Source organism: Parafannyhessea umbonata (assembly GCF_900111255.1).
Classification (GTDB): Bacteria; Actinomycetota; Coriobacteriia; order Coriobacteriales; family Atopobiaceae; genus Olsenella_J; species Olsenella_J umbonata_A.
The window spans coordinates 504,705-517,119 of the sequence record NZ_FOGP01000001.1 but is presented as its reverse complement, the minus strand read 5'-3'; the positions used below and the strand labels follow the sequence as shown (position 1 = coordinate 517,119).

Annotated in this window: 13 protein-coding genes; all 13 read right to left on the bottom strand. The window is 64.4% G+C overall.

Going from position 1 to position 12,415, the window contains the following annotated elements; all coding sequences use genetic code 11:
* Nucleotides 1-249 precede the first annotated feature (249 nt).
* The 13 genes from BMY31_RS02210 to BMY31_RS02150 all read right to left on the bottom strand — a co-directional run bounded on the left by BMY31_RS02210 (nt 250) and on the right by BMY31_RS02150 (nt 12,183).
* Nucleotides 250-1,227 carry a site-specific tyrosine recombinase gene (locus BMY31_RS02210; protein ID WP_091007830.1) on the bottom strand — a complete coding sequence of 326 codons (978 nt, stop codon included), beginning with the start codon at nt 1,225-1,227 and terminating at the stop codon, nt 250-252.
* Between the two features lie 203 nt (nt 1,228-1,430).
* Nucleotides 1,431-3,077 carry a CTP synthase gene (locus tag BMY31_RS02205; RefSeq protein WP_078686690.1) on the bottom strand — a complete coding sequence of 549 codons (1,647 nt, stop codon included), beginning with the start codon at nt 3,075-3,077 and terminating at the stop codon, nt 1,431-1,433.
* A gap of 186 nt (nt 3,078-3,263) precedes the next feature.
* Nucleotides 3,264-4,898 carry a DNA repair protein RecN gene (locus tag BMY31_RS02200; RefSeq protein ID WP_091007828.1) on the bottom strand — a complete coding sequence of 545 codons (1,635 nt, stop codon included), beginning with the start codon at nt 4,896-4,898 and terminating at the stop codon, nt 3,264-3,266.
* A gap of 6 nt (nt 4,899-4,904) precedes the next feature.
* Nucleotides 4,905-5,759: an NAD(+)/NADH kinase gene (locus BMY31_RS02195; RefSeq protein ID WP_078686688.1), complete on the bottom strand. Its 855-nt coding sequence runs from the start codon at nt 5,757-5,759 to the stop codon at nt 4,905-4,907.
* Between the two features lie 131 nt (nt 5,760-5,890).
* Complete coding sequence (locus tag BMY31_RS02190) at nt 5,891-6,703, bottom strand: TlyA family RNA methyltransferase (protein WP_257612355.1); 813 nt, start codon at nt 6,701-6,703, stop codon at nt 5,891-5,893.
* Nucleotide 6,704: 1 nt separating this feature from the next.
* Entirely contained in the window at nt 6,705-7,028 is a 324-nt protein-coding gene (locus tag BMY31_RS02185) for an exodeoxyribonuclease VII small subunit (protein WP_091007823.1), read from the bottom strand.
* A gap of 2 nt (nt 7,029-7,030) precedes the next feature.
* Nucleotides 7,031-7,585, bottom strand: coding sequence for a transcription antitermination factor NusB (gene nusB, locus BMY31_RS02180; protein ID WP_078686685.1), 555 nt, complete (start codon nt 7,583-7,585; stop codon nt 7,031-7,033).
* Nucleotides 7,586-7,591: 6 nt separating this feature from the next.
* On the bottom strand, nt 7,592-7,954 hold the full coding sequence (locus BMY31_RS02175) for an Asp23/Gls24 family envelope stress response protein (protein WP_078686684.1): 363 nt from the start codon (nt 7,952-7,954) through the stop codon (nt 7,592-7,594).
* A 164-nt stretch (nt 7,955-8,118) separates the two neighbouring features.
* The gene (gene efp, locus BMY31_RS02170) at nt 8,119-8,682 is read right to left on the bottom strand and encodes an elongation factor P (RefSeq protein WP_078686683.1); all 564 of its coding nucleotides are present in this window, start codon (nt 8,680-8,682) and stop codon (nt 8,119-8,121) included.
* Nucleotides 8,683-8,902: 220 nt separating this feature from the next.
* A complete protein-coding gene (locus tag BMY31_RS02165; RefSeq protein WP_078686682.1) occupies nt 8,903-9,280 on the bottom strand; it encodes a DUF956 family protein in 378 nt (125 codons plus the stop codon).
* 133 nt (nt 9,281-9,413) lie between these two features.
* Nucleotides 9,414-10,334, bottom strand: coding sequence for a PTS system mannose/fructose/sorbose family transporter subunit IID (locus BMY31_RS02160; protein WP_091007820.1), 921 nt, complete (start codon nt 10,332-10,334; stop codon nt 9,414-9,416).
* A 17-nt stretch (nt 10,335-10,351) separates the two neighbouring features.
* The gene (locus BMY31_RS02155; protein WP_091007819.1) at nt 10,352-11,167 is read right to left on the bottom strand and encodes a PTS mannose/fructose/sorbose transporter subunit IIC; all 816 of its coding nucleotides are present in this window, start codon (nt 11,165-11,167) and stop codon (nt 10,352-10,354) included.
* Between the two features lie 29 nt (nt 11,168-11,196).
* A complete protein-coding gene (locus BMY31_RS02150) occupies nt 11,197-12,183 on the bottom strand; it encodes a PTS sugar transporter subunit IIB (RefSeq protein ID WP_091007816.1) in 987 nt (328 codons plus the stop codon).
* Nucleotides 12,184-12,415 lie beyond the last annotated feature (232 nt).

The window sequence follows — 12,415 nt, the reverse complement described above, 5'->3', positions numbered from 1 at the left end:
ACATTATTGCGAGGTGTCGAGAAACACGCGTTCCTCCCCTCTAGGGCAACCTTTTCCGCCATGGGCCCCAAAGTTCGAGCCGCTCGAGTGCGTCGCCCAGACGACGGTGTGGGGCCATCCCACGGTTGGTGGGACATCGTCCCACGCCGGTGGGGGACCCTCCCACGGACGGTGTCAGGCCGTCCCACGGGTGTGTGGGAGGCTGCGTGGCCAATGGGATGCGGCACGAGACGCGCCGCGGCCAAGGCGTCAGTCTTCTTCGAAGCGCGACGCGCCCGTCCTGGCGCGGGGATGGGCCTGGAGGTAGGCCATGCGCACGTGCGTGCGGTCGACGTGGGTGTAGAGCTGCGTGGTCGAGATGCTCGCATGGCCCAGCAGCTCCTGCACGGTCCTGAGGTCCATGCCACCCTCGAGCATGTGGGTGGCGTACGTATGCCGCAGCGTGTGGGGATGCAACCCCTTGATGCCCACGATGCCCCCATAGGTCTCGCAGATGCCGTGGACCGCCTGGCGCGTGATGCGGCCGCCGCGGACGTTCAGGAAGACCGCCGAGTTCTCGCGGCCGGAACCCGACAGGATCGGGCGCCAGTCGTCCAGGTAGGCCCTGAGCGCCGCGGCCGCCGTGCCCAGAATGGGGACGACGCGCTCCTTCAGCCCCTTGCCCATAACGCGGACGACTTCCTGCTCGAACACAACGTCTCGCAGGTCGAGGCCGCACAGTTCGCTCACGCGCAGGCCGCAGCCGTACAGAACCTCGAGGATAGCCTTGTCGCGATGGAAGCAGGCCTGACCCCTCACATCGACCTTGCCGCTCTTGAGGGTGCGCGGGCTCGGCTCGAGCTCCGGCCTGAAGGGCTCGTCCAGAAGCGCGAACACCTGCTCGTGCGAGAGGACGTCCGGAAGGCGGTCGGGCTTCTTCGGGAGCATGACGTCCGCGGCGGGATGGCTCTCGCAAATCTGCTCGCCGACCATGAAGCGGTGGAAGCCCTTGATCGCCGAGGCGGCTCGCTGCACCGAGGCGGGCGCGAGCCCCAGGTCCTGCAACGCCGCAAGGTGCTCCTCGATGTCCATGCGCTGCGGCCCGTCCACGGCCTCGATGCCCCGGTCGGACAGAAATGCCACGTAGCGCCGGAGGTCCCGACCATAGGACTCGATGGTGTTCTCGGCGCTGCCACGCTCGACGGCAAGGTAGCCCAGGTACTCCTCGAGGGCCTGTGTCAGGTTCATCGTGGGCCTCCCCGCCATCGCTTCGTTGAAGACGCCGACGTCCGGGGACAGCCGACGTGCGTAAAGGAATGCGGGCGCCGCGCCGCGCGCGCCGCCCGCAAGAACAGCTTAGCTCAAATGGGTTCGCCTCGATGCGCCGCATCCCATGCCCGAAGCTGCGGATCGGCCGAATAGACGCACGTCAGGACGATGTGTGAAAAGCCTTAGTCAGCGCAGATCTCGTGACGGTCGACGCCCTCGTGGCGGGCGATGGAGGCGCGGACGAACTCGCGGAAAAGAGGGGCCGGGTTGGTCGGACGGCTCTTAAACTCGGGGTGCGCCTGGCTGGCGACGAACCAGGGGTGGACGTCCTCGGGAAGCTCGACCATCTCGACGAGGCGGTCGTCGGGAGAGAGGCCCGAGATGACGAGGCCGGAGTCGATCAGCTGCTGACGGAATGCGTTGTTGACCTCGTAGCGGTGACGATGGCGCTCGTAGATGAGCTCCTCGCCGTAGGCCTCGGCCGCAAGCGTGTTGGGGGCAACCTTGCAGGGATAGGCGCCAAGTCGCATGGTGCCGCCCTTCTCGGTCACGTCCTCCTGGTCGGGCATGAGGTCGATCACGGGATAGCTGCAGCCGGGAACGAACTCGGTGGAGTTGGCGCCGGGCATGCCCGCGACGTCACGCGCGAACTCCGAGACGGCCACCTGAAGGCCGAGGCAGACGCCCAGGTAGGGAATTTTCTCGACGCGGGCCTTCTGGGCCGCAAGAATTTTGCCCTCGACGCCGCGCTGGCCGAAGCCGCCGGGAACCAGGATGCCGTCGGCACCGTCGAGCATCTCGTCGACGTTCTCGGCCGTGAGCTCCTCGCCGTCGATCAGCGTGATCTTGACGTGGCGGCCGTAGTGGACGCCGGAGTGGTGGAGTGCCTCGATGACGGAGAGGTAGGCGTCGGGAAGCTGCGTGTACTTGCCGACGACCTTGATCTCGGTCGTGTCAGCCTTCTTGTTCGCGGCGTGCATGCGATCGGTGAAGGAGACCCAGGCGCTCATGTCGCGCTCGCGGCGCTCGAGACCGAGCCTGTCGAGGACCTTGCCGTCGAAATCCTGCTCGGCGAGGTGCATGGGGACGTCGTAGATAGAGGCGCAGTCGGAGTTCTCGAACACGCAGCCCTCGTCGACGTCGCAGAAGTGGGCGATCTTGGCGCGGATGTCCGCGTCGACCTCGTGGTCGGAGCGGCACACGATGAAGTCGGGCTGGATGCCCATCGAGCGGAGCTCCTTGACGGAATGCTGGGTCGGCTTGGTCTTGACCTCGTGCGCAGCAGCGATGTAGGGAACCAGCGAGCAGTGGATGACGAGCGTCTCGCCCAGGCCCTTCTCCTTGCGGAACTGGCGGATGGCCTCGACGAACGACTGGCCCTCGATGTCGCCGATGGTGCCGCCGAGCTCGGTGATGACGACGTCGGCGTCGGTCTGCTCCTCGATGCGCAGGAAGCGGCTCTTGATCTCGTTGGTCACGTGCGGGATGACCTGGACGGTGCCGCCCAGGAAGTCTCCGGCGCGCTCGCGCGAGATGAGCGACTGGTAGATCAGGCCGGTGGTGAAGTTGGAGTTTCGGGTGAGGTTCTCGTCGATGAAGCGCTCGTAGTGGCCCAGGTCGAGGTCGGTCTCCTTGCCATCCTCGGTGACGAAGACCTCACCGTGCTGGAAGGGGCTCATGGTGCCGGGGTCAACGTTCAGGTAGGGATCGGCCTTCTGCATCATGACCTTGTAGCCACGTGCCTTCAGAAGCCTGCCGAGCGACGCGGCGGTGATACCCTTTCCCAGGGATGAAACGACGCCGCCGGTAACAAAGATGTGCTTGGTCATGTTGGGACCTTCCCGTAAAAAAATTCCTCTTCTCTACGGGATTTCATCCTACAACCCAAGGGCGCCCCGGTTTTTTCTCAGCGCGAAAGTTTTAGAAAAAAATGGCTTGAACACACGCCAGTGGTCAACTGGCGACCGGCTCCACACGACGGCACAAAGGCGGGGCAAGGAGGACCCGCCGCCACGCTAGCTGGTGGGGGATGCCCCCGAGAGCATCTCGCGGGCATGGTCAAGGGAGGCCTGCGTCTGGTCGCCCGAGAGCATGCGGGCTATCTCGGCCACGCGCTCCTCTCCCCCGATCTCCTCGATCGTTGTCTCGGGCACTTCGTCGCCGCGCTTGCTCACCAGGTAGTGCTTCTGCGCGACCACGGCCACCTGGGCCAAGTGCGTGACGACGATGACCTGGTGCGTCTGCGCGAGCCGCGCGAGGACCTGCGCCAGTGCCACGGCCGTCGCACCTCCCACGCCGGCGTCGACCTCATCGAACACCAGGGTGTCGGTGCCGTCGGCGTCGCCCAGCACGACCTTGCACGCGAGCATCACGCGAGAGACTTCGCCGCCCGACGCGATGCGCCTGAGGGGCCTTGCGCTCAGGCCCGCGGCGGGACGATAGGTCATCTCGACCCTGCTGGGGCCGACGCTCGTCCACTGGGCGCGGTCGAGCCGCTCGAAGCCGAGCTCGAGCGAGGCGGAGCCCATCTGGAGGAACGCCATCTGGTCGGTAATGGCGGCGGCAAGCTTGGGGGCGGCCTCTCGCCTGACGGCGTCGAGCTCGTCGGCCCTCGCGCGCAGCTCGGCCTCGGCGGCGTCGAGCGTCTCCTGCGCAGCGCGCACGACCGCGTCGCCGTCGTGGGCCGCGCTCACGAGCTCTGCTGCCTTGGCGCGCCTCTCGAGCACGTCCTGCATGCGCGGGCCATAGCTGCGCAGGAGCCCCTGCAGCTCGCCCATCCTCTCCTGCATCTGAGCGAGCCTGTCGCCGTCGAAGTCCATCGCCTCGGCGTAGTCGCGAAGCTCCGCCGAGACGTCCTCCAGGTCGATGAGCGAGCTCTCGACGCGGTCTGCCAGCGCGCCCAGGCGCTCGTCGTTTCGCGCGGCTCCCCTGAGGTCCGAGACGACGGAGGACAGGACGTCCTCCGCGCCCCCGTCGCCGGACATGGCCTCGCGCGCCTCAGTGGCCGAGCGCATGAGCGACTCGGCGTGCTCCGCCTTGGGAAGCGTCTGCTCGAGCTCCTCGTACTCGCCCTCCGCAGGCCCGACCTCGTCGATGCGCCTGAGGACGAACTCCGCCTCCTCGAGCCTCTCGCCGGCCGAGCGGCTCATCTCCACCTTCCGCTCGAGCTCGCTCTGCGCATCGCGGGCGGCGTCGAGGGCGTTCCGGTATGCCTTGAGTGCCTCCTGGGCGGCATCGCCCACCCAGGCGTCCAGCATCTGGACGTGAGTCGAGCCCTGCAGCAGACGCTGGTGCTCGTGCTGGCCGCACAGGTCGATGGTCGCTCCCGGCCCCTCGGCGAGCTCGCGCACTGATGCCATGTGCCCGTCAACCTCGACGCGTCCGCGACCCGCGGCCTCCACGCGACGACGCACGACGGTCCCGTCGGGATCTCCCCCAGGCTCGAAGAACCGACCCTCCACGCACAGGGCGTCTGCCCCCTCGCGCACGGCAGAGGCGTCGGCGCGCTCTCCCATCAGCAGCTTGACTGACGAGAGGAGCGCGGACTTTCCGGTTCCGGTCTCTCCGGTCAGCACCGTAAGGCCGCGCGCGGGGATGATGGACGCCTCGCGGATGAGCGCGACGTCCTGTACGTGAAGTTCGTCAATCATGCGTTGCTACTCTCCGGCCCTTCCGTAGAAGACACGAGAAACGGACTGATAGAAGCTCTTGGAGTTGCGGTCAAGAAGGATGAGGTCACCTGGGCCGCGGCGCACGGTCGCGCGCTGGGCGACGAGCCCCTCCCCTCCCACGAGCTGGCCATCGGCAAAGAAGAGCCGCTCGGACTTGCGCTCGGGGTTGATCGCAATCTCGACGACGTCAGAGGGCGAGGTCAGAAACGCGCGCGCCAGGATCGTGTGCGGGGCGACGGGAACGCAGACCATGCCTCCGTAGTCAGGAGAAACGATGGGGCCGCCGGCCGAGAGAGCGTAGCCCGTCGAGCCCGTGGCGGTCGAGACCACGAAGCCGTCGGCGCGGAGGGTGTCGATGTGGTGGCCCGAGACGGACACGTCGAAGACGATCATGTCGCCCTTGATGCCATGCGTGAGCGAGAGGTCGTTCAGGGCAAAGCGGCGCTCGGTCCTGATGTTGCCGAGCTCGTCTTCCAGATCGACCGAGACGTCCAGGGTGGCTCGCCTCGAGGCGTGAAGGTTGCCCGAGAGGGCCTCGGCGACGAGGTACTTGACGTCCATGGGGCCACCGCTCGTCAGAAAGCCCAGGTGCCCGTAGGAGATGCCGATGACGGGAATCTCGTTGTAGCCCACGATCCTGGCGGCACGCAGGAGCGTGCCGTCCCCGCCGAAGGAGACGACAAGACCGACGCCGGTCGTGTCCACGACCTTGTTGGGAAAGAGCTTCTTGTCGTGGGCCCACTGGACCTCGACGCGCTCGTCCTCAAGCCACCGTGACAAGGACCGCGCGCTCTCGACCGCATCCTCGCGAGAATAGTTGGGAACCAGAAGTACCTTCACGCCGCCCTCCCCCGATGAAGTCAGATAGTCCCATCGAGTGTAGCACCCGACCGGGTGGGAGGGACGCTCGCGGGCGTGCCGCGGCGCCGAACGACGCGGCAGGCTTGCGCAAGTATTTCTCGAAGAAGTGCCTAGAGCGCGCCGGCGAGCTCAACCGCACCGTCGGCCACGACTGACCGATAGTCCAGGGCGCGGTCTGCCCTGGAGCCGCGCTGACCCAGGAGCAGGAACTCGACATTGCCCTTGTGCCCGTGAATGGGGCTTTGGCACGCGCCCAGCACCCCAAGGCCCCTTGACTCAAAGGCAAGTGCCACGTCCTCGAGCGCGCGCAGGTGGACGGCGGGATCGCTCACCACGCCGCCCTCGCCCACCTCGTCGCGGGCAGCCTCGAACTGAGGCTTGACCAGGGTGAGGAACCGCCCGTTGCCGCGCAGCAGCTCGACGACGGCCGGAAGCACGGTCTTGACCGAGGTGAACGAGACGTCGCAGACCGCAAGGTCGATGGTCGAGCGATTGTCGTCGTCGGGCAGGTCGACCATGTTGGTTCGCTCGCGCAGGTCGACGCGCGGGTCCTCGCGCAGGCTCCAGTCGAACTGCGCGTAGCCCACGTCGACCGACAGGACGGATGCCGCGCCGCGCTTGAGCAGGCAGTCGGTAAAGCCCCCGGTGGAGCAGCCCACGTCGAGGCAGGACATCCCCGTGGGGTCGACGCCGAACGAGTCGAGGCCGCGCTCGAGCTTGAGGCCACCACGCCCCACGTATGGCAGGCGCCCCTTTACGTGAAGCTCGATCCCGGGCCTTACCTGCTCGCCCGGGCTCTCCATCCTGCGGCCCGAGGTCGAAACCTCACCGGCAAGCACGGCTCGCATCGCGTCGTCGCGAGAGGAAAAGAGCCCGCGTGAAACGAGCTCCTCATCCAGTCTATGTTTCTTGGGCCTGGCCACGCTACGCCTCCTCGCCCCCCTGGGAAGCGACAGGAGCCTCGTCTGCCCCCTCGTCGTCGGAGCCGTCTGAGGCGGAAGGCGCATCGCCCTTCTCGGCTTCGGCCTTGGCGGACTCCTTCTCGCGCAGGCGCGCCTCCTCCTCGGGGGTGAAGTCGGTGGTGTCGACCATGTCAACGGCCTTAGACCCCAGCGCGATGGCCTCATCAAAAAGGTCCAGCGAGCGCTCGAGCGAGGTCTCCTTGTCGCGTACCGCGTCGACGATCTGGTCCAGGCGGCCAGTGATATCGTCAAACGTCTTGTACTGCGCGATGTTGGGCTTTGCCATCGCTACTCGCCGTCCTGCTCTCCGTCGTCGGGCTCTTCGGAGCCGGCGTACTCGTAGTCATCGTTCGGCTGCTGGGCCGCGGCCTTGAGGTCGTCACGGACGCGGACGGCCTCGCGGGCCTCCGCCACGACGTCGTCTCCGGCCTCGAGCTTGCGGGCCACCTTGCCCAGGAGGCCGTTGATGAAGCGGGAGGACTCGTCAGAGCCGTAGGCCTTGGCGAGCTCGACGGACTCGTCGATGGTGATGGGGATGGCGACCTCGTCGACCTCGAGCATCTCGTAGAGGGCGAGCCTCAGCAGGTTGCGGTCGACCTTCGGCATGCGCGAGACGCTCCAGTTGACGGAGTGCTCTGCGATGATGGCGTCGAGGTCGCTTCGCATGTCGTCGGTACCGCGGGCAAGCATCTCGCCGAACGGGTCAAGCGGGCCCTGCGAGAGCGCGTAGTCGCCCTCGAGAACCTCGAAGACGGTCCTGTTGGTTGCCTCGGCCTGGAAGAGAACCTGAAGGGCCTGGCTGCGGGCAAGGGTGCGCCCGCCGAAGTGAGTTGTATCAGACACTGCCCTCTACTCCTTGGGGAAAACGAGTGAATCGATGCAGATGTCCACCGAGCCGACCTCGACGCCGACCTGCTCGCGAATCGCGGTCGCGATGGCGGCGCGAACGGACGCCGCAAGCTTGGTGAACGGATAGCCGTAGAACACGGCAAGATGGACGGCGACCTTAAGCTCGCCGTCGACCACCTCGGACTCGACGGTTGCCTCGGGCGGAACCGCACGACTCGTGAATACGGACACGAGATTGGAGGCGATGTCGTTGCCGCCGACGCGGACGACGCCCTCGACCTTCTCGGCCGCAAGGGTGACGATGGTAGAGACGACGCTCTTGGAGACGCCGATTCCCGCTATGAAGAGCTCGCTTTCGCTCATGTGAAGGTCCTTTCGAAGTAACCCGACCTGAGGCCAAGCCGGCCGCAGGTCTTCGTGCTCAAGTATAGCCTTTGGGAGAGGGGCGTCATCACTGTCGCCTTTGGCACGAAGGGGCCCGCCAACGCAGCTGCGCTCGCGGGCCCCTGCAGTCAATGTGCCAGTCCCTAGACGCGGGAGACGAACTTGCCGTCACGCGTATCGACCTTGATGATCTCGCCCTGGTTCAGGTACATGGGAACCTGGATGGTGGCACCGGTCTCGATGGTCGCGGGCTTGGTGCCGCCCTGGACGGTGTCGCCCTTGAAGCCGGGATCGGTCTCGGTGATCTCGACCTCGATGAAGGTGGGCGGCTGGACCGCGTAGAGAACGTCGTTGGCATACTGGAGAAGGCAGACGTCGTTCTCCTTCAGGAACTTGTCGTTCTCGCCGATGAGGGAGTCCTCGACGGGAATCTGCTCGTAGGTGTTCATGTCCATGAACCAGTAGGTCTCGCCGTCAGCGTAGAGGTACTGCATCTCGCGCGTCTGCATGTTGACGCTCTCGAACTTGGCAGACTGCTGGAAGTTCTCCTCGTTCACGCGACCGGTGCGGATGTCACGGTACTTGGTGCGAACGTAGGTGTTGCCCTTGCCAGGCTTGACATGCTGTGCCTCGAGGATGACACAGTCCTTGCCCTTGATGTTGACGCCGAGGCCGACCTTGAGGTCGTTGATGCTCAGAGATGCCACTGAAAGCTCGCTTTCTCGATAACGTCCGCGAAAACACGGATGCAAAAATCACATACAGAGAAGAATTATAGCCATGCGCACGCAAATGCAATGCGCCGTGGCTCGGATTCACAGAGGCAACAGCTCGGCCGCTGCATTGCCATGGGCACGCACGAAAAAAGCCCCGGCTGAGTCGGGGCAGCAAGGCAGGGCGTTGTCGGGGCAGGGCACGCGGAAGGTGCTACGCCCCAAGGTGTAGAAGACGCTTCACGCCCAGGCCGAGTACCTGAAAGAAAGTGGGAGACTTCACGAGTCTGTCCTCGGGGACGTACTCCCTCATGGCTCGCAGGATCTTCTTGTTGTCCCTCGTGGAGAACGAGAAGTGCCCGTTTTGCTTGGTGAAGATCGCAAAGCGGGCGATGCGGGCGCCGCCGAACATGACCGAGGCGGCCACGTGGTCGATCTCCTCCCAGGGAATCTGGATGTAGTCCTCAGGGTTGCGCTCGTTGTAGAACTCCACGGCCTTGTTGCCGACCATCATGTCGCCGTAGCTCGTGAGACCGTGAAACGACGTCGCCTTGATGGTCATGTCGACGCTGTTGTTCATTGAGATTGCCATGATGCGAAAACTCCTCGGATCCAATCAGAAAGGTCGCGCCCCGACGTTGAGGGTGCGGATGCACTTTCAAGCGTACAGGGCGCGACCAGATGCGTCTAGCACGGCAGGCCAGAAGCTGCCAGCGCACGACTCCTTACATGAAGTTGAGGAGACGACCGATGATGCCAACCGCGAAGAGCGCGAGGATGATGGCGATCGGGGAAACCTTCTTCTTCAGGAGCTTGCAGCACAGAAGCGTGAGAGCGACTGCGGCAAGACCCGGAATCAGGGCGTCGAGGTTCTGCTGGAGCGTGGTGACCTTCTCGACGTTCAAGCCGTTGGCACCCAAGGAGGCATACTGCTCGAGGGCGCTCTTGATGCCCTCGGCGCCACTGGGAAGGCTGGACCAGTCGATGTAGGCACCCTTGGACTGCGTGACGGTGGAGACGACCGGGGTGAAGGAAATCGAGACCCAGCGCTCGACCAGCGAGCCGATGATGAACATACCAAGGATGGAGGCACCCTCGGTGATCTTGCCCAGCAGGCCGCCGGAGAGGTCCTTGGTGATCTCGGTTCCGACCTTGTAGCCGAACTCCTGCGTGTACCAGAGGAAGGCCATGCGGATGACGTTCCAGAGGACGAAGAACAGGATGGGGCCGAGGATGTTGCCCGAGAGGGCCATGGACGCGCCGAGCGCGCCGAGGATTGGGCGGATGGTAAACCAGAAGACGGGGTCGCCGACGCCGGCGAGCGGACCCATCATGCCGACCTTGACGCCCTGAATGGCGGCATCGTCGATCTTCTCGCCGTTGGCGCGATCCTCCTCGAGTGCGAGGGTGACGCCGATGACGGGGGCGGACACGTACGGGTGCGTGTTGTAGAACTCCATGTGACGCTCGAGAGCAGCAGCCTGCTCCTCCTTGGTGGAGTAGAGCTTCTTGATGGCGGGGACCATGGCATAGCACCAACCGCCGTTCTGCATACGCTCGTAGTTCCAAGAGCCCTGCAGGAACTGGTGGCGCCAAGCGACCGCCTGACGATCCTTCTTAGAAAGAGTGATCTTCTCTTCTGCCATTGTGTTCACTCCCCTTCCTACTCGTAGTCATTCAGGATGTCGCCCAGCGGGTCGCCGGAGCCGGCAGCGCCGCCGCCTGCGGTCGCAAGCTCCTTGAGACCGAGGTAGATGAGGGCGAGGGAGACGCCAATGGCGCCGAGGGCGATGAGCGTGAGCTCAGAGAGGGCAGCCAGGACGAAGCCGAGGACGAAGAACGGCCAGGTCTCCTTGGTGGCCATCATATTGATGACCATTGCGTAACCGACTGCAGCGACCATGCCGCCGCCGACGGCCATGCCGCCGGAGAGCCATGCGGGCATCGAGTTCAGGACTGCGGTGACCGACTCGGCAGGGATGAAGCAGAGGGCCGCGGCCGGAATGGCGATGCGGACGCCCTGGAGGCAGATCGCGAGAACCTGCCAGACCTCGATGCCGCGGAAGTCAGCCTTGGAGGCGGCGGCATCCATGGCGTGGACCATCGGAATTGCGATGGTGCGGCAGATCATGGTCAGGAACAGGCCCGCGACGGACAGAGGAACTGCCACGGCAATTGAGGTGTTGATCGCGGCGACGGTGTCGGTAGCGCCACCGTCGAGAGCGATGACCATGAGGATTGCGGAGGCCACGGACGCGAGAGCCGCGTCAGGGGCGACGGCGGCGCCGATGTTCGCCCAGCCGAGGGCGATCATCTGAAGGGAGCCGCCGAGGATGATGCCCTCCTGCGGGTGGCCGCTGACCAGACCGATAAGGGTGCAGGCAACAAGCGGCTGATGGAACTGGAACTCGTCGAGAATGCCTTCCATACCAGCCAGGAAAGCAACGATAACGATCAGAAGAATCGTAAGTGCCGACATGAATTCCCTCCTTCTTTCTATCGAGGCCTTTAGGCCATGTTCTTTTCTTTGAGAAGGGCCCAGATGTCGTCGACGTGATCGGACGGGACCTTCTGGACATAGAAGTCAGTGCCCTTGGCACGAATCGCCTCGAGGGTCTTGACGTCCTCCTCGTCGCAGGCGATGGCCTGGTTGATGACAGTCTTGCCGGCAGAGTGAGCCATGGAGCCGATGCAGACCTTGTCGAACTCGACGCCACCCTCCTCTGCACGCAGGAGGTCCTGAGGATTCTCAAAGAGAACCATGGCCTTCGTCGCGCCAAAGCGCGGGTCCTTGTCAACCTCGACGAGCTTGGCGATGGGGATGACGTGGACCTTGACTCCAGGAGGAGCCGCCTGAACGATCATGTTCTTGCGGAGCTCGTCGTGGGAGACGCCGTCGGAGACGACGAGAATGCGATCCGGCGAGACCTGCTTGGTCCATGCGGTCGCGACCTGACCATGGAGAAGACGGGTGTCGATACGGACGTACGCATACTTGATGTGGCCATCGCCGAGAACGGTGCCCTCGGGAATGGCGCCAACGGGTGCTGCGGCAGTTGCGGCAGTTGCGGGTGCGGCGGCGTCGGCGGGCTGAAGCTCTTCGGGCTTCACCTTCACGCCAGCGCGTGCCTCGGGGTAGACCTCCTCCATAACAGCCCTCGCCGTGTCGGCGCCCATGCGGGAGCCGTAGGCGGTGACGAGCATGGGAAGGCTGAGGCCGGTGATGGCTACCCAGTCGTCATGCCCCTCTTCGCTGATGAGACGGGAGACCTGGTTGAAGGGAGTACCTCCCCACAGGTCGACCAGGAACAGGGTGTGCTCCTGATCATCGAAGGTGGCGATCGCGTCAAGCAGCTTCTGGTGCATGTCGTCGGGACCCATGTCAGGCGTCAGAACGACGGCCGCAACGTTTTCCTGCGGTCCGAAGATCATGCTGCCCGATTCCATGATGCCCTCGGCGAATTTACCGTGGCTTGCAAGGACAATATTGACCATCCAACTTCCTCCTTTGCATCCTTCTGCTTCCTACAGAACCGTGGTGTGATGAATGACGTTCACGCCGTCTGCGCAGTTCCTTCATCGTTGCTCCACAGGTTCTGAATTATAGGCCCATTTGCCGATAAATGCTACACATCATCTCGCCATTTCCTACATATCAGTGTTCTACCTGCGAATTCATACTGATTGTTTGCGTCATTTCGCTAGTTTTGACAGCCATTTCCTGAAA

Coding starts and splice junctions, on each gene's coding strand:
- BMY31_RS02205 (WP_078686690.1), bottom strand. CDS start 3,077: ATGACCAAGCACATCTTTGTTACCGGCGGCGTCGTTTCATCCCTGGGA.
- BMY31_RS02150 (WP_091007816.1), bottom strand. CDS start 12,183: ATGGTCAATATTGTCCTTGCAAGCCACGGTAAATTCGCCGAGGGCATC.
- BMY31_RS02155 (WP_091007819.1), bottom strand. CDS start 11,167: ATGTCGGCACTTACGATTCTTCTGATCGTTATCGTTGCTTTCCTGGCT.
- BMY31_RS02160 (WP_091007820.1), bottom strand. CDS start 10,334: ATGGCAGAAGAGAAGATCACTCTTTCTAAGAAGGATCGTCAGGCGGTC.
- BMY31_RS02210 (WP_091007830.1), bottom strand. CDS start 1,227: ATGAACCTGACACAGGCCCTCGAGGAGTACCTGGGCTACCTTGCCGTC.
- BMY31_RS02200 (WP_091007828.1), bottom strand. CDS start 4,898: ATGATTGACGAACTTCACGTACAGGACGTCGCGCTCATCCGCGAGGCG.
- BMY31_RS02175 (WP_078686684.1), bottom strand. CDS start 7,954: ATGAGCGAAAGCGAGCTCTTCATAGCGGGAATCGGCGTCTCCAAGAGC.
- BMY31_RS02165 (WP_078686682.1), bottom strand. CDS start 9,280: ATGGCAATCTCAATGAACAACAGCGTCGACATGACCATCAAGGCGACG.
- BMY31_RS02185 (WP_091007823.1), bottom strand. CDS start 7,028: ATGGCAAAGCCCAACATCGCGCAGTACAAGACGTTTGACGATATCACT.